Below are 17,221 nucleotides of genomic sequence, written 5' to 3' on the forward strand. Positions count from 1 at the left end.
GTGAAGTCGACATTGTCACCGGCCATCGCCCAACAGAACGTGTATGAACCTGTGCCTACGCCGCTGTGAATTGACCAAGGCGGTGAAATGACGGCCTCTTCATTGGCCATAACAATATGACGGGTTTCATCGGGTTTACCCATAAAATGGAAAACGCGTTGATCCGCATCAAGATCATAATAGAGATAGGCTTCCATGCGGCGATCATGAACATGGGCGGGCATTGTGTTCCACACGGAACCGGCTGAAAATTGCGTATAGCCCATCAATAGCTGACAAGTTTCGTGAACTTCTGGATGCAGGAACTGGATGATAACGCGTTCATTGGCAGTTTCGCGTGAGCCCATTTCTACGCGGCGCGCATCTTTGAGCGTAATAAGCTTGGTGGGGTGTTCGTGATGTGCAGGTGTCGAAAGTAGATAGAAGCGACCATTACCGCTCATCTCAACAGGGCCAGCACCCTTGCCAACATAGAGCACCTCGCCCTTGGCAACACGGTAGGTCGTGCCTTGCACGGATATGTCTGCATCTTCGCCAATGTTTAAAATGCCGAGCTCACGGCGATCAAGAAAACCCGCTGTTCCTGTTGCATCATCATGGTCAAGCGTAAGTGTTTTGCCATTTGGCACAGCACTGCCAACGATCATGCGATCATAGTGACTGTAAACAAGTTTAATCTCGCCAGCAGCAAACAGTCCATCAACATGGAAGTGCTTGCGCAAGCCATCTGTGTCGAGGGTTTTGGCCGTTGGTGGATCAATCGCATAGCGCGTTTCGGAAATCTGCATTTTAGTCCTCATAAGTTATAAAAAATCGTCGCGGCGCGGCGTGAAGGTATCAATCAGTTTGCCTGCACTGTGGCATTTGCAACCGTGAACTGCGTTGGAAGGAATAACGAAGCTATCTCCGGCTTTAACATCAAAGCTTTCGCCATCGATCGTGAAGGTAAAATAGCCCGATTCCACATAGGTCGATTGAACATGCGGATGATTGTGTAACGATCCTTCACCGCCAATTTCAAAGTCGAAAGACACGACCATCAGCGCGTCATTGTGCGAAAGAACTTGCCGGATAACGCCATTACCGACATCGACGGACGGAAAATTTGAAACATAAGTCATATTAATTACTCATCGAAAAAGGGATGGAAGCCAAAGTGAAAGTGACGGAATGTACGTTACCAAAACAAGGGTTATGATCGCTGCAATATAAAACGGCCAGATGGAACGCACGACATCCCAGATCGCAATATTGCCAACCGCGCAGCCCACAAACAGCACCGCACCAACGGGCGGTGTACAAAGCCCAATACCTAAGTTTAGAACGAGAATGATGCCAAAATGCACAGGATCGACACCAAACGCCATGGCGACAGGCAAGAAGATCGGCGTTGTGATTACGATCAACGGCGACATGTCCATGAACGTGCCGAGAAACAGCAGCAGTATATTGATCATCAGCAAGATCAAGATCGGGTTATCAGAGAAGGTTTGCATGAAGGTGACCAACTGTGCTGGCACTCTTAAAAAAGCCAGCAGCCAACCAAATGCCGATGCGCAACCGATAACGAGAAGCACCATAGCCGTTGTACGCACAGCGCCCATTGTCGCCTCGACAAAATTCTTCCAGTCGAGTGTTCTGTAAACGAGTATTGTAACCCCAAGCGCATAGACAACGGCAATACCGGAAGATTCCGACGCTGTGAAAACACCAGAGCGAACGCCGAAGAAGATAATTGCGGCCAATATCAACCCTGGGAAAGCCGCGATGAATAATGCAACAATTGCTCTCAGACCCGGAAAGGCTTCGGTTGGATAGCCACGCTTACGCGCAACAAACCATGCGGCCACCATTAGCGAAAACGCGAGTATCATGCCCGGAATAATGCCTGCAGTGAAAAGGTCTGCAATTGATATGCGTCCGCCACCTGCAATCGAATAGATGATCAGATTATGAGAGGGCGGCAACATAAGAGCGATGATGGAAGACACGACCGTAACATTGACAGCGTAGTCAGCATCATAACCGCGCGCTTTCATTTGTGGCACCATGATGCCACCAACAGCAGACGCATCAGCTGCTGCGGAGCCAGAGATACCACCAAATAGAACGGAAGTCAGAATGTTTACCTGCCCCAAGCCTCCGCGAAAGTGGCCAACGAGTGCACCAGCAAGCGCAACCAATCTTCGAGCGATGTCACCGCGTACCATTAATTCGCCAGCATAGATAAAGAACGGAATAGCCATCAATGCGAAGACTGAAACACCTGAGTTGAGACGCTGGAATACAACTGCTGGCGGCAGGCCCAAATACATTATCGTCGCAAAGGATGACACACCAAGGCAGAATGCAACGGGTGTGCCGATAAGCAAGAGAATCGTAAACGTGCCGAAAAGGACGTAGAGTTCCATTTATATTTCCTCGTCGGTAGCGTCACCAAAACGACGTGTTGGCAAGCCAGCCATGCGGCGCACAAGTCGTTCAAGCGAGAATAGAAAAATCAAAGCACCGCCCATTGTCAGAGCGACGAAGACCGTTCCGCCTGAAATGCCGATATTTGGTATTGTGGAATTCCATGCATTCATCATGAGCTGCCAACCATAAATCATCATGCCGAACGAAAATGCGGCCACGACAATGTCTGAAATTGAAAACAAAATGAGTTGAGCTTTGCGTGGTAGAAAATAAAGCACCACATCAAAACTAAGATGATAGCCTTCGCGAATGCCAACCGCTGCACCTAGAAAAATGAACCAGCCCATAATCATGACTGATATGCTCTCGGTCCAAGTCGGTGTGTTGTTGAGTACGTAACGACCGAAAACCTGCCAAGCAATAAAAGCAGTCATTAATACGAGGCCTGTTCCAGCCGCCCAAATACAAATTCGGGTCACACGGTCGAGAATATCGCTGACCGTAAGCATAGTTTTTTGCATGTGGATCGCCATAAATTAGCCCGGCGCACTGCGCCGGGCATGTTGCATTTTCAGGAGTAATTACTTCACAGCCTGAATACGGCTCACAAGATTTTTCAGAGCATCAGATGTGACATGCTTTTCATAAACAGGTTTCATGCTGTCGATGAACGGTTGCTTGTCGATATCCGTGATGACTTCAACACCTGCTGCACGTACTTTTTCTTCAGAAGCTTTTTCACTCGCTTCCCAAAGTTCACGCATTTTGCTGACAGACTTTTTAGCTGCGTCACGCACAGCTGCCTGATCTTCAGCAGATAGCTTTTCGAAACTTGATTTTGACATCACCAGAACTTCAGGAACGATCAAGTGTTGATCGAGCGTGTAGTAGCCAGCAACTTCAAAGTGGCCTGAGCTTTCGAATGATGGCCAGTTGTTTTCTGCGCCGTCGATAACACCAGTTTGAATTGATGAATAAACTTCACCATAAGGCATCGGTGTTGCGTTACCGCCAATCGCATCCACCATATCAACGAAAATGTCAGACTGCATAACGCGGAACTTCAAGCCGTCCACATCTGCAATAGATTTGATCGGGCGTTGTTTGTTGTAGAAAGAGCGCGAGCCTGAATCATAATAGGCAAGCCCAACAAGATTGTGGTCTTGGAAAGCGCTCAAAACTTCTTCGCCAATTTCGCCATCAACCACATTATGCATGTGATCCGTTGAACGGAAAATATATGGCAATGAGAATACTTTGGTTTCTTCGATTAGATTGTTGAAGGGCCCAAGGCTAACGCGGTTCATGTCGATCACGCCAAGCTGTGTTTGCTCAATCGTGTCTTTTTCTTCACCAAGCTGAGCTGAATGGAACACTTCCACACAAATGCGTCCGCCAGTGCTTTCTTTGAGCAACTCGCCCATATATTGTACAGCTGCCACTGTTGGGTAACCATCTGGATGTGTATCTGATGACTTTAAAGTCACCTCACATGCAGAAGCTACACCTGCAAATGCAACGCTTGCTGCGAATGCACTCAACATTACTCTCAAAGATTTCATTATTTCTCTCTCCCATTTGGCTAATCAAAGCCCAAAGCCTGCACTGCAAGCCATTTCATAAAGTCAAATTGACCTCGGTACACCGAACGAACACCAGTAGTGATCGATCGAATTAATATGAGAATTATTGAAACGACTTTCGCCGCCATCTTGGAAATCACTGACTTCAAAACACATGAGATCGGTTACTACCTAAGCGCCCCCACCCCATTCATGTGTCTTGCTTCTTATCCGTGACAATAAGGATAAGCGGCATAAGCTGCCTCTCCCATCGAACATGATATGTCTGTTTTTCCCTGCGATCCCCATCAAAAGATCATTAGCTCTCACAACTGATATACTAATATGTCAGTTTAAAATCTGTCAAGTTACAATTTGTTGGTTTTGAATGAAGCCACAGAACAGTTCTTATCGGCGCCCAAGAACACCGATGATGAACCGTAATAAATTTGGCGTTTTACAATGATCAGCAACAAGCGTATGAATGACGAACTAGTCATACGGTATTGCGTATGAGCTACCATCAGCGGCGTTAGAACTCCGTAATCTAAACAATTATCGTAATGCGAACTTTGCGCGGTGCTTAAGCCCGGTGCGACGAGTTTGATCATTAGCTAACGATCTGAACCTTTAATACTAACCTTTGCGTGGCCCTATACAGGCGTCGAGGCGCCAAGCTAGCACGTCTTATGCGGACTGGTTTTTGGCTTGCAGGAGCGCCCATGTCCATAATTCCATTTAAAGAAATCACCCGTTCAAAGAGAGCTAATCTTACATCAATAATTTCCCACAAACCAATTTCAACAGATATTGAGGCGGTGCAAGCCTTCACGCCCAAGACAGCGACAGCGCTTGTATATTGCGAAGGAAACTTTGGGAAAATTGACGGCAAAACCGCCAATGGGTTGGTGCGCCATTCTGAGAAATATAAAATACTCTCCGTGATCGATAGCCTTCATGCGGGCGCAGACGCTGGCAATGTGTTGGACCAGAAATCAAATGCAGTGCCAATTTTTGCAAATCTAGCTGAAGCATTTGCCAGCGCACCAAACAAGCCAGACTATTTCATATATGGGATGGCGCCTGCCGCTGGCATGCTATCGCTGCAAGAGCGTACAATTATGCTTGAAGCAATGCGGCTTGGCATGAATGTGATCAATGGTCTGCATGAGTTTTTAAATGATGATCCCGAATTCATTGCAGCATGTCTCGAACACAATGTTAAAATTACAGATATTAGAAAGCCGCGGCCGAAAAACGAATTGCGCTTATTTACGGGCGATATTCATAAAGTCGCCTGCCCGCGCATTGCGGTTCTTGGCACAGATTGCGCCATTGGCAAAAGAACAACTGCAAACATTCTAACCAAGGCACTTGCCGAACGGGGCATCAATGCAGTCTTGGTCACCACAGGACAAACGGGAATGATCCAAGGATCACGTTACGGCGTTGCTCTTGATGCTGTGCCATCCCAGTTTTGTTGCGGTGAATTGGAAGCAACGATCGTAGAAGCCTATAAGGGCGATGCTCCCGATGTCATCATCATTGAAGGTCAAGGTGCACTGAGCCACCCTGCATTTTGCACCTCGGCATTTATTCTGCGTGGCAGCGCGCCACAGGCAGTTATCTTGCAGCATGCGCCAAAGCGCGAATATCGCTGTGACTTTGACCAAATGGAAATGCCTTCTGCGCAATCGGAAATCAAACTCATTGAAGCTTTTGCGGACACGCAAGTTATTGGACTAACAATAAACCACGAAAATATGAGTGATGAAGAGGTTAGCGAAAGCATTACAACATTCAGCAATCAACTCAACATTCCGGTAACCGACGCATTGTCTCGGCCATCTGAAATGCTTGTTGATATGGTGCTCATGAATTTCCCAAAACTGGCTGAGAAATCCGGTCGTAGCGTGCAATGAACACGCCTCGACTAGATATCAATCTCGATAAGATTTTACATAACGCATCTGTGTTGGTGAAACGCTTAAAAGAGGATGGCATCTCGGTCACCGGTGTTACTAAGGCGTTTCTTGGTGCGCCGCAGATTGCACGCATAATGCTGAAAGCGGGTGTTACATCGCTGGGCGATTCCCGCATTAGTAATATTGAGCGTATGCGCCATGCAGGCATTTTAGCGCGCATGGTGCTCATACGCTCCCCCATGATAAGTCAGGTCGATCGTGTTGTGGCCTCTGCCGATATGAGCGTAAACACAGAGCTAGATGTCCTTTGCGCCCTTTCCGTCGCAGCGCTAAGGATTGGCAAGGTCCATGACGTTTTACTCATGGTTGAGCTTGGCGATCTTCGTGAAGGCATTATGCCCGACGATATCAGTGAGTTTGTTCAGCAAGTAGCTCTTTTGCCCAATATCAAGTTGATGGGGCTTGGTACCAATTTAGCGTGCCGCAATGGCATATCACCGGACAATGAGAATATGGCCAAATTGTCTGCGGCTGTTAGGCAGCTTTATGCGGCGAACTCAGTGAATGCTACAATCGTTTCGGGCGGAAACTCCAGTAATCTCAATTGGATTTTTGGCGGCGGAAAAATAGGTAAGATCAATAATTTACGGCTTGGTGAATCAATTTTACTTGGTAGAGAACCGTTGCAGCGAAAAGCCATACCGGGTCTATTTACCGACGCTACAAAACTTGTTGCAGAAGTAATAGAGAGTAAAATTAAGCCGACCAAAGCATGGGGCACTATCGCTCAATCAGCATTTAAAGGCGCACGAAATTCGGTTGCAACGGGTAATATCAATCAAGCGATTTTAGCAATCGGCAGGCAAGATACGGACCCTGAAGGATTGCAAGCGCCCAAGGGCGTTACAGTCCTTGCTGCCAGCAGTGATCATACAATTTTAGACACTGGTAAGAGTAAATTGCGTGTTGGCGAAGAGGTCTCGTTTCAGCTCAATTACAGTGCGCTTTTGAGCGCGATGACATCGCCCTATGTGTCTAAAAACTTCACCGGAAGCAGTGCCATTTTAAGGCCAAATCCCGACCTGCATTTCTTACCGGCCGCGGCATAATCGTGGCAGCATTTAAAATCCACATAACTATTCAATCAAAAGGACATTGACACATGATAAAGTTTGGAAAAAAATTCGAAACGCCAAAGCAAAAAGAAGAAAGCGATGCGGCGGCAAAAGCAAAGGCCGCAGCTAAAGAAAAGTACAATCAAGGCCTCGCTTCTGGAAAAGCCAATGCGTCAGCAGGCAAAAAAGCCTGATTATAAGGTCTTGTTATCATCACTAAGCACCAAATACAGCCAACGAGATGGAAGGTATCTGGTCTTGGTTAAACCGTAATTGACGCCCATCTTCACAATATTACAAAGTTAATGGATATGAAGACGCTCCTTGGCTCGAGGTTTCCATTAACAAGCATCATGCCGGCAGATGCATTAAAATGCCGTTCTCGCTTCAATTTGCCCTGAGTATTTATGGCGCGCCATAGGTAAGCAGTCGTTCCTCGCGCGATAAGGAAAGCAAATGCTTGGCCGGACCCAAAAATCGACAATCCGTTTAGCTAGGGAATTTTCAATTTCTAGCTTCGACGGGATATTACCGCCCGGAGAATATGCAATTTCTGAAGATGAAGAATTGATCGAAGGCATATCGTGGCTCGCCTATAGACGTGTCGCGACATTTATCGAAGTGCCAGCAATTGGAAGAACGAAAATGTCCAGCCAGATGCTCAAGATCGATCATGATGAGTTAACCGCTATTATAGAAGATGATGCGTGTTTACAGGCCCAAGCAACTTTAGCGAATTCTGCAACACATCCGAGTGAACAATGATGAAAATTCAAGTCTTTAAATCTGGGCAAATGGTTTCACTGCTACATAGAGATCATCTTTCGCCAGCAACGCCAAAACTTTTCAGGGTAGAAAACAGGCTCCCCGATACTGCTGGTGCCTCTCAATATAGAATTAAAAACGACGAGCAAAACCACGAGCGTGTGGAGCTTGGAAGCAACCTTGTTGTGGCTGAAAACGCAAACTGATCTGGCTTCCAGAGCTTAAAATCACCAATCTTTATTTCCCCTTTTGCCTTACGCAAACAGAGAATATTTATCTATGGAATGGCGAAGATCGCGGCAGCGTTCTTCGCCATTGCCTGATATTTAAACTTCAGCTTCCACCAACTTTATTTCGTTCTCTAGGCGCCTCTGTGAAGCACCGGGCGCGGCTCCCCATCCAGCAATTAATCTGTAGAATACAGGTGTTAGGAACAAGGTGAAGATCGTGGCAAAGCCAAGACCACCAACAATGACAGAGCCAACAGCGATACGTGCTTCTGCACCTGCACCTGATGTTAAGATGAGTGGCAGTCCACCAAAAACCGTAGACACCATCGTCATCATGACAGGGCGTATACGCAAGTGGAGTGCATTGCGAATAGCGCTATCAATGTCTTGCCCTTGTTCACGCAACTGATTGGCAAATTCCACGATCAAAATACCATTCTTAGCCATGACGCCTATTAGCATGACCAAACCGATCTGACTGTAATAATTCAACGTTCCACCTGAAAGTGAAATAGCGAGCAGTGCTGCAGCTAAGCCGAAGGGCACGGTCAGCATAATTACAAACGCACTGGCAAAGCTTTCAAACTGTGCCGCAAGAACAAGAAACACAACAGTAAAGGCAACGCCGAAGATGAGGTAGAGCCCCGACTGGCTGCTTTCTAATTCAGCGGCCTCGCCAAGAAAGACAATACTGGCTCCATCCGGCAATATTTCTTGTGCTACCTCACTGACACGAGCAGCCGCAGTGCCTAAGTCGATGCCGTCACCCAAATTTGCTTGAAGTGAAACAGAAAGCGAGCCGCCTTCTCGCACAATTTGAGATGCACTTACGACTTGCTCCAGCTTTGCCATCGCGGAAACGGGTACATAGACTTTATCAGCTGTTTGAACAAAAATGGATTCCACATCGCTCGGATTATCCAAAGGTGGTCCACCCGGCACGAGGCGAATGTCAACTTCTGTATCATCAACGAAAACAGAAGTCGCAACTTCACCCTGCAACATTGCATTAATGGTGGAAGAGACAAGTTGCGGCGATAGACCTAGATCTTTTACTAAGTCACCATCCACGCTTAATTCCAGTAATGGCTCCACATTATCAGCTGAAAGTTGCGGGTTAGCAAAGGTTTCATCTTGCCGCATGGCTGCAACCATTTCACTTGCCGCATCGGCGAGCAGTTCCAAATTATTGCCCGTTACGGCAAATTGAACGCCCCTACCCGCGCCGCGAATACCTAAACTGTTGCCTGAACGGGCTGAAACAGTGAGGCCCGGCACTTGCGCAAGTTCGCGGTTAAGCTGGACCAAAATCTCTTGCTGGCTGCGCTCACGTTCTGCCCAATCGGCGAGCCTTACGATGATAAAAGCAGATGAACCGCCGCCCCGACCAAGCAAGGTTTGAACGATCTTGACTTCGCCCTTATCAACATAAGGCTGCAGAATTGCTTCAATTTGCTCAACTTGATTTTCAACATATTCTAATGTTGCCCCTGTCGCGCCGCGAGCAGGAATAAGAAAGAATGCGCGGTCTTCTGACGGCGTTACTTCTGAACTTAAATTGCTCATTGCTCCGGCCGAAAAAATCACAAAAGCAGCGGCAGTAGCGATCACCAGAAATGGCGCTTTGATCGCCTTATCCATGACCGTATCAAATGTACGCAGCATAAATGAAGGCTTGCGGCTTTCCTCGTTTGTTTCTGAAGCATTGCTTTTGCCTGGATCGAGGACGGAAGCCATCATAGGCGCTAAAGTTAAGGCTGCGATTGATGACAAAGTCACGCTGAATGCTAGAACGAAGCCAAACTCGCTGAAGATGCCTCCAGCTTGACCCGGCAAAAATGATATTGGAATAAACACTGCGGCAAGTGTTGCAGTAGTGGAAATAACCGCGAAGAAAACCTCATTGGTTCCCGCTACCGCAGCAGCAAAAGCGCCCATACCCTCGCTGCGCTTGCGCACGATGTTTTCAACCACAACGATGGCATCATCAACAACCATGCCGGTTGCGAGAACAAGCGCTAAAAGGCTTATTGTATTGACGGAGAACCCTGTAATCCAGATTGCCGCAATCGTGCCAATAAGTGCCACAGGAATTGTAACCGCAGGTATTATCGTTGCACGCCATGACCTGAGAAAAAGAAAGATAACGGCAATCACGATGCCAGTTGCAATCATGATTGATGTTGTCACTTCGTTGATTGAGCCTTCGATGAAAATACCATCATCAGATGTCACAGTGAGTTCTATGCCATCGGGCAATTCGTTTTGCAGTTCAGCTACTGCTGCACGGACATTCTTCGAAATCGTAAGCGTGTTGCCTACGGATTGGCGCACGATATCAATGCCGATAGCCGTATTTCCATTAAGGCGAGACGATGCGGCGTTGTCTTCTGGAACAAGCTGAACAAAGGCAATGTCTGAAAGGCGCGTTGAGGCATTAATCAGAACATCGTTCACCATCTGCTCTGTTACTTCAGGCGTGCTTGAGCGCAGGGTGAGTTCTTGGGAAGCCGTTTCAATTGAGCCAAGCGGTGTGTCATCACGTAAGCTTTGCAAAGCGGTCGATACATCAAAAATTGAAAGGCCGCGGCTGAGTAAAGACGGCATATTAAGTGTCACACGAAACTCAAGCGCCTGACTGCCGGTCACTGTTACTTCTGCAATGCCATCAATGAGGGACAAACGATCGTAAATTGTACCTTCCGCAATTTCCGTCAATTCCGGAATTGAGGCATTACCCACGACAGCGAGCCGAACAATTGGATCGGAATTCGTATCGCTTTTACGCACGACAGGATCATCAATATCATCGGGCAATTGCCGTGTTGTTTGCGATACGATTTCGCGCGCTTCGTTGGCGGCAACATTAACATCTGTGCCATCGCTCAGATCAATCGTTATGCGGCTGCTGCCGTTTTCTGAGGTTGAGGAAATGTAGCTTAATCCATCAAGGCCACCCAGCGCATCCTCAAGAACTTTTGTCACCTCTTGGTCAACAGTTTTAGCCGAGGCACCAGTATAACTGGTACGAACAGACAGCACCGGCCTATCCACATCGGGCATTTCGCGGACATCAACCGAATTGAGCGCGGCAAGGCCAGCAATAATGATAAGTAAATTCAGGACCAGCGCCAATATCGGTCGTGCGACGAATGTTCCGGTTAGGCCCGATATGCTTTTTTTCTTTGGTTCAGAGGAAACATCGCTCATTGTGCAGCACCTGCTTCACCTGATGATGGTTGGCGACGCGCGATAGGCTCGCCTTCTGTCTTAGGTTTTCTCTCCTTTGACCTCTCCCGCGTTGGGGCGGCGTTTGAAGCAGTTATTTTTGTGCCATCGCGTAGCTTCTGCGTGCCGTCAGTCACAATCTGTGTTCCTGCAGGCAGTTTGGTATCAATCCAGACATTATCCTGCTGGCGCATCACAATTGATACAGGAACAGCCTTCGCTACCCCGTCTTCAACTGTCCAAATCTGCGAACCATTGCGCGTCCAGCTGATTGCATTGGTGGGAACGAACGCGCCGGGTTCACTTTCATTGATTAGTCGAACGCTAAAACTCATACCTGGTAGCAGTGAATGATCGTCATTATCGACCCGTGCCTGAACGGTAATCGTGCGCGTCGTGCTATCTATGCGGTTGTCATATGCGTACACTTCGCCTTTGAAAACTTTACCGGCAAAAACGGGGGTTGATAGAAGAACTTCCTTTTGCAAAGCCAATAGGCCTAGGGCGCGTTCGGGCAATTCAAACTCGACGAGCAATTGTTCAATATCATCTATGGTTACAATGGTTGTGCCATTGGCAAGGTTTGCGCCCGTTTTAATCCGGCTCAACCCAAGAATACCGTCAATAGGGGCGCGAATTGTTCTCTCTTCCAAGGCGTTCTCTGCCAAACTGACTTGTAACTGCGCTTGTGAAAGAGCCGTTTTTGCATCGGCAACAGTTACCGCAGAAACTACAGACGCATTGCCCGTTCCTAGTTTCTCATAACGACTTACTTGTTCTTGCGCTTGTTTTAGGCTCGCTTTGGCTATCTCCAGATTGATTGACTGGGTGCGATTGTCCAACTTCAATAAAACATCGCCAGCTTTCACAGGCGTGTTTGATGTCAGAGATATTTCCTCAACCTGGCCCGCAACATCTGAAACCACATCAACATGATTGATTGCTTCACTGGTGCCAATTGCGCGCAAGGTGTCATTAAAGGACGCATATTCGATTTCGCCAACGGTAACGACTGTTGCGCCGCCGCGGGAACGACCTCCTGCTCTTCCCGCCCCGCCGCCTTTGGCACCAGCTGCGCTTTCCTCAACTTCTGAACCCGTTCCTAGGGGAAACCATGATGGAATGCCGAACGTGTAAAAATAGGAGATAGATAGGACTGCAAGCCCTAGAACAAATGACAAGAGGCGGGACAACGAGAATAACCTTCTATTTCTAGGGCGTTTATTTCAAAGGAGTGAATTTTGACAGAACAGAAAGCGCCTACCCTCTCATCCATAAATTCACACCGAACGCATCAAAACATGAATTTCGGCAACTAAAACTACCACATTGAAACGATTTGAAAAATTACAAATTAGTTATTTTAGCGGAAGCTTGGTTACGAAGACCAACGAAGCGAGCTGAACTAAGTTATTGAATGTAGGCCATATGAAAATTCAAAACCGAAGGAACTGTCCAGTGAGGAATTAATCAATTTATTATACAAGCTTAATACGCTTTAAATATTGAATTTTATTAGGTAACAATAGACACCATCAATCGGATGCAAAACTGCATTGAAACACCCAGCTTATTTTCCGATTATGAAAGCTGAAACGGATTAATAATGACCGAGCGGCAAGACATTCATAATTCAAGCATTCCTGTTTTATGCAAATCCTGTGAAGCGCGCCACCGCGGTGTTTGTGGCGCTTTAAACAGTGATCAACTGATCTATTTGAGTAAGCATACCCATAAGGGCGCTGTTCAGCCGGACACTGAACTGATTGTTGCTGACAGTAAAATTGAGAATTATTCCAACATCATTTTCGGTACTGTTAAACTGACCAAATTGATGCCAGATGGCAGACAGCAAATTGTTGGACTTCAGTTTTCGCCAGACTTTCTTGGGCGTCCCTTTAGGCGTGAGACCGGTGTATCGGCTGAGGCTGCAGGCCCTGTTTCGCTGTGCTCGTTTCCGAAAAACATTCTTGAGAAGCTTGTCAAAGAATCGCCAGAGCTTGAGCATAGATTGCATGAACAGGCGCTTCGTGAACTCGACGAAGCACGGGATATGATGCTGATGCTAGGGCGCATGACAGCAGTTGAAAAAGTCGCGACTTTTTTGATGCTTCTTGTAAAGCATCTCGACCCTGAACAAGACGATGATAGCAACAGCATTCGGTTTGATTTACCGCTCAAACGTGCCGACATTGCAGATTTTCTTGGCCTGACGATCGAAACTGTCAGCCGCCAGATGACCAAGCTTAGAAAAGCAGGTGTCATCGACATTGAAAACAACCGCACCATTAACGTGCCAGATATATCGCGTTTAAGCGCTATAGCTGGCAATTTTTAAACGTCAAACCACCTTTGAAAACCGAACCGTGCTCCGTTTCAAATATTGATCGAATTGCGATGCCACAATGCGCGTAAAGGGTTTTGCTTGCGGTGGTATGTGCAATGACGTTCCGCTCACCTTCACCAACTGAAACGGGTCTGCGGCAGAAAATTTGTTTGCCAGTTGGACACTTTCGCTCACGCGCTCATCCGAAGCGAAAGGCAAGCTCGCAAAATCAACATGAAAATCACACATCAAACGCTCAATCAGAGCGCCGTAATATAAATCGACTGGCTGCAGCTTATACCCCTTGTCAGATGCTAGCAGTCCATCTGAAATACGCTTTTGATAAAGGTTTGTTGCAACTGTATTTTGCATGAAGCCGTTTGGTGAGCGACCGATAGACGATGCACCAAGTCCGAGCATGACATCGGCGCTGTCGGTCGTATAACCTTGGAAATTACGCCTTAACACACCCTTTTTCTGCGCTACAGAAAGGCTGTCATTTGGAAGCGCAAAATGATCTATACCGATACTGGTATATCCAGATTGCACGAGCAATCGAGACGCATTTTGCATTTGTTCAAAACGTTCATTTTGTCCCGGAAGATCTTCTTCCTTAATCATAATCTGATGCGGTTTGAACCAAGGAACATGCGCATAGCCAAACATTGCCATGCGGTCCGGTTTTAAAGAAATACACTGCTGGACGGTGCTTTCAACGCGTTCATTTGTTTGTTTTGGAAGCCCATAAAGAGCGTCAATATTGATTGATTTAATTCCAATGGCCCTTAGTTCTTTGACAACTATCTCAGTCAGTTCAAAGCTCTGCGTTCGATTGATTAATCGCTGCACTTCAGGGTCAAAATCTTGCACACCAATGCTGGCACGCGTAACACCCAGCGCTTCAATTGCTTTATAAAAATCATCGGTTGCATCAGAGGGGTCGATTTCCACACTGATCTCTGTTTCCTCATCAAAAGCAAAATAGCGCTCAAGGCTTTGCTTAATAAGGCGCATTTCCTTCGACTGAATTAAGCTTGGCGAGCCGCCACCGAAATGTAAGTGACTGACTGTCACTGTTTTGTTTAGCTTGCGCCCTAACAAGTTGATTTCGTCACATAGACTATCGATGTAGTTCTTTATCGGTTCATATTTATTTGTATGTTTTGTATGGCAACCACAGAACCAGCAAAGACGGTCACAAAAGGGAATGTGCAAATAGATAGAGACGGGCTCTTCTTCTGTTAAATTTTCCAGCGTCGTTTCTAATACTGAAGAGCCCACGCCAGATTTGAACTGGGGCGCTGTGGGATAGCTTGTATAACGTGGAAGTGCATTCGGATAAAAATCAAAAACTTTTGCGGGATCAATGTTTTGCAGCTCTATCATGTTGCTTCCCCTGTAAGAGAAGAAAGCATCTCCTTTTCAAAGGCGATATGACGCCGCAAGCCTTCAAAAAAGCCACGCAACATATAGCTCAGCTTATCAATGTTCTTTTCGCGCCCCGCGACAAAGCTCTTCAACGTATCTGAAATCTCATGCGCGAAACTTTCATCTTCCCAATGCTCGCCATGAAGGCGCTCAATCGTCGTTGCTAAATGTGCATTCGACGGGTCGGCTTTCATGAGGGCAGGAAACAATTCATTTTCTTCAAATGAATGTGCGGCCATCACAACCGGATATACTTTTTGAGCAGCGAGTAGACATTGCTGATTATCGACGCGTCTGGGCAGCTCGTCGGCAATAGTCTCCAGTTGATTACACAATAGCGTTTGCGCGTTCAAATGGAGATTAAGCTTTTCGTAAAGGTGGATCATCTCGCGACTGTGATTTTGAAACGGCTCTGCCATCTGCATTCTCCGTGCTGCATAGCTTATCCATATATTGGCCGATTCAGTTCGCTGACATTGATCTAGATCAAAGTGGTATCCGGAATTTCATGGCAACAACGCTCCAATAAGTAAGCGAGTAAATGCTGATACTGATGGAGCAAGGAAATATGCTAACCGCCACCCCCATAATATTGACCGGTGCAGGAGCCTTTATCGGGCTGTTGGCCTCAGCCTTTGCCAAGGACGCTTTCTTTGCGCAACATATGGCAATTCTTGCGATCATATTGACAATAGCGACGGTCATTTTGCTTAAGAGATTTCAGTTTTCTTCGCCTGCACAAATTCAGCGCCGAGAAGAAGCTGCCCGCAGCGTCTATATGGATGACGTTATACGGTGGGGCGTTATTGCAACCGCCTTCTGGGGTGTCGTTGGATTTTTGGTTGGTGTTATTGCCGCTGCGCAACTTGCTTGGCCTGAGCTCAACATCCAACCTTATTTGAATTTTGGACGCCTAAGACCGTTACACACATCGGCGGTTGTCTTTGCCTTTTGCGGATCTGCGCTCATTACGACAGCATTTTATGTCGTGCAGCGCACCTGCCGCGCACGGCTTTGGGGCGGCAATCTAGCTTGGTTTGTATTCTGGGGTTACCAGCTTTTCATTGTAATGGCTGCAACGGGATATTTGCTCGGCATTACACAATCCAAAGAATACGCAGAGCCTGAATGGTATGTTGATCTTTGGCTGACCATCGTATGGGTGGCGTTTCTGATGGTTTATGTAGGCACAATCGTTAAGCGGAATGAGCCACATATCTATGTCGCCAACTGGTTCTTTTTATCGTTCATTGTGACTATCGCAATGCTGCATATCGTCAATGGGCTTTCAATGCCTGTGTCATTGCTCGGATCAAAAAGTTATTCAGCATTTGGCGGTGTACAGGATGCGTTGACACAGTGGTGGTATGGCCACAATGCCGTTGGCTTCTTCCTGACAGCCGGATTTCTAGGAATGATGTATTACTTCGTTCCGAAACAAGCCGACCGCCCAATTTATTCTTACCGCCTTTCAATCATCCACTTCTGGGGTCTCATCTTCCTCTATATCTGGGCTGGACCGCACCACCTCCACTTCACGGCACTGCCTGACTGGGCACAAACACTTGGCATGGTTTTCTCAATTATGCTCTGGATGCCTTCATGGGGCGGCATGATCAATGGCCTGCTAACCTTACAAGGTGCATGGGACAAAGTGCGTACTGATCCGATCTTGCGGATGATGGTTATCAGCTTGGCTTTCTATGGCATGTCGACTTTCGAAGGCCCTGTAATGTCTATTAAGACAGTCAACTCACTGTCTCACTATACTGACTGGACAATAGGTCATGTGCATTCTGGCGCTCTTGGCTGGAATGGAATGATCACCTTCGCGGCACTTTACTTTTTGACACCGCGTCTTTGGAACCGTGAACGCCTGTACTCATTGCGCATGGTCAACTGGCACTTCTGGTTGGCGACACTCGGCATCGTCATTTACGCAGCAGTGATGTGGGTTTCCGGTATCACGCAGGGGCTAATGTGGCGCGAATATGATGCACAAGGCTATCTCGTCTATTCATTTGCTGAAAGCGTTGCTGCTCTGCACCCTTACTATGTGATGCGTGTATTTGCTGGCCTGCTCTACCTGTCTGGCGCACTCATCATGGCATTCAACCTTTTCATGACCATTCGCGGAAAGCAGAGAATCGAAGCGCCACTTCGCAATTCACCAGCCCCAATCAACGATAAGCCCGTCGTGGCTCAGCCCGCGCAATAGGAGAACTAC

16 protein-coding genes are annotated in these 17,221 nt (G+C 47.1%); 7 read left to right on the top strand and 9 right to left on the bottom strand.

Features of this window, described 5'->3' with window-relative positions; genetic code table 11:
• The 5 genes from kduI to C504_RS0106210 all read right to left on the bottom strand — a co-directional run.
• On the bottom strand, positions 1–788 hold a 788-nt coding region (gene kduI / locus C504_RS0106190; protein WP_018688448.1), incomplete at its 3' end, for a 5-dehydro-4-deoxy-D-glucuronate isomerase.
• A 15-nt stretch (positions 789–803) separates the two neighbouring features.
• Positions 804–1,121, bottom strand: coding sequence for a cupin domain-containing protein (locus C504_RS0106195; RefSeq protein ID WP_018688449.1), 318 nt, complete (start codon positions 1,119–1,121; stop codon positions 804–806).
• Between the two features lie 9 nt (positions 1,122–1,130).
• Entirely contained in the window at positions 1,131–2,411 is a 1,281-nt protein-coding gene (locus tag C504_RS0106200; RefSeq protein WP_018688450.1) for a TRAP transporter large permease, read from the bottom strand.
• Positions 2,412–2,936 (bottom strand): TRAP transporter small permease, encoded by a 525-nt coding sequence (locus C504_RS0106205; RefSeq protein ID WP_018688451.1) that lies wholly within the window; start codon positions 2,934–2,936, stop codon positions 2,412–2,414.
• A 60-nt stretch (positions 2,937–2,996) separates the two neighbouring features.
• Positions 2,997–3,977 (bottom strand): TRAP transporter substrate-binding protein, encoded by a 981-nt coding sequence (locus tag C504_RS0106210; protein ID WP_026317273.1) that lies wholly within the window; start codon positions 3,975–3,977, stop codon positions 2,997–2,999.
• Between the two features lie 722 nt (positions 3,978–4,699).
• Here C504_RS0106210 and C504_RS0106215 point away from each other — a divergent pair.
• The 5 genes from C504_RS0106215 (at position 4,700) to C504_RS0106235 (ending at position 7,988) form a co-directional block, all read left to right on the top strand.
• Complete coding sequence (locus C504_RS0106215; protein ID WP_018688453.1) at positions 4,700–5,899, top strand: N-acetyltransferase DgcN family protein; 1,200 nt, start codon at positions 4,700–4,702, stop codon at positions 5,897–5,899.
• Positions 5,896–7,011: an alanine/ornithine racemase family PLP-dependent enzyme gene (locus C504_RS17320; RefSeq protein ID WP_018688454.1), complete on the top strand. Its 1,116-nt coding sequence runs from the start codon at positions 5,896–5,898 to the stop codon at positions 7,009–7,011. Before C504_RS0106215 ends, C504_RS17320 begins: the two co-directional genes overlap by 4 nt.
• 53 nt (positions 7,012–7,064) lie before the next feature.
• Positions 7,065–7,211 (top strand): hypothetical protein, encoded by a 147-nt coding sequence (locus C504_RS18725; protein ID WP_018688455.1) that lies wholly within the window; start codon positions 7,065–7,067, stop codon positions 7,209–7,211.
• Positions 7,212–7,473: 262 nt separating this feature from the next.
• On the top strand, positions 7,474–7,782 hold the full coding sequence (locus tag C504_RS0106230; protein ID WP_018688456.1) for a hypothetical protein: 309 nt from the start codon (positions 7,474–7,476) through the stop codon (positions 7,780–7,782).
• Positions 7,779–7,988: a hypothetical protein gene (locus C504_RS0106235; protein ID WP_245555132.1), complete on the top strand. Its 210-nt coding sequence runs from the start codon at positions 7,779–7,781 to the stop codon at positions 7,986–7,988. The genes C504_RS0106230 and C504_RS0106235 overlap by 4 nt, the downstream gene beginning before the upstream one ends.
• 120 nt (positions 7,989–8,108) lie before the next feature.
• Here C504_RS0106235 and C504_RS0106240 read toward each other — a convergent pair whose 3' ends face one another.
• Complete coding sequence (locus tag C504_RS0106240) at positions 8,109–11,222, bottom strand: efflux RND transporter permease subunit (protein WP_018688458.1); 3,114 nt, start codon at positions 11,220–11,222, stop codon at positions 8,109–8,111.
• Positions 11,219–12,433 carry an efflux RND transporter periplasmic adaptor subunit gene (locus C504_RS17325; protein WP_018688459.1) on the bottom strand — a complete coding sequence of 405 codons (1,215 nt, stop codon included), beginning with the start codon at positions 12,431–12,433 and terminating at the stop codon, positions 11,219–11,221. The genes C504_RS0106240 and C504_RS17325 overlap by 4 nt, the downstream gene beginning before the upstream one ends.
• Before the next feature lie 413 nt (positions 12,434–12,846).
• Between C504_RS17325 and C504_RS0106250 the strand changes: the two genes are divergently transcribed.
• Complete coding sequence (locus C504_RS0106250) at positions 12,847–13,578, top strand: Crp/Fnr family transcriptional regulator (protein ID WP_018688460.1); 732 nt, start codon at positions 12,847–12,849, stop codon at positions 13,576–13,578.
• Between the two features lie 3 nt (positions 13,579–13,581).
• Here the strand turns inward: C504_RS0106250 and hemN are convergent, their stop codons facing one another.
• Positions 13,582–14,952 carry an oxygen-independent coproporphyrinogen III oxidase gene (hemN, locus tag C504_RS17330; protein ID WP_018688461.1) on the bottom strand — a complete coding sequence of 457 codons (1,371 nt, stop codon included), beginning with the start codon at positions 14,950–14,952 and terminating at the stop codon, positions 13,582–13,584.
• Positions 14,949–15,413: a hemerythrin domain-containing protein gene (locus C504_RS17335; protein ID WP_018688462.1), complete on the bottom strand. Its 465-nt coding sequence runs from the start codon at positions 15,411–15,413 to the stop codon at positions 14,949–14,951. The genes hemN and C504_RS17335 overlap by 4 nt, the downstream gene beginning before the upstream one ends.
• A 149-nt stretch (positions 15,414–15,562) precedes the next feature.
• Here C504_RS17335 and ccoN point away from each other — a divergent pair, with 149 nt between their 5' ends.
• Entirely contained in the window at positions 15,563–17,212 is a 1,650-nt protein-coding gene (gene ccoN, locus C504_RS17340) for a cytochrome-c oxidase, cbb3-type subunit I (RefSeq protein WP_018688463.1), read from the top strand.
• Positions 17,213–17,221 lie beyond the last annotated feature (9 nt).

This window comes from Ahrensia kielensis DSM 5890 (assembly GCF_000374465.1).
In the GTDB taxonomy this organism is placed as follows: Bacteria; Pseudomonadota; Alphaproteobacteria; order Rhizobiales; family Rhizobiaceae; genus Ahrensia; species Ahrensia kielensis.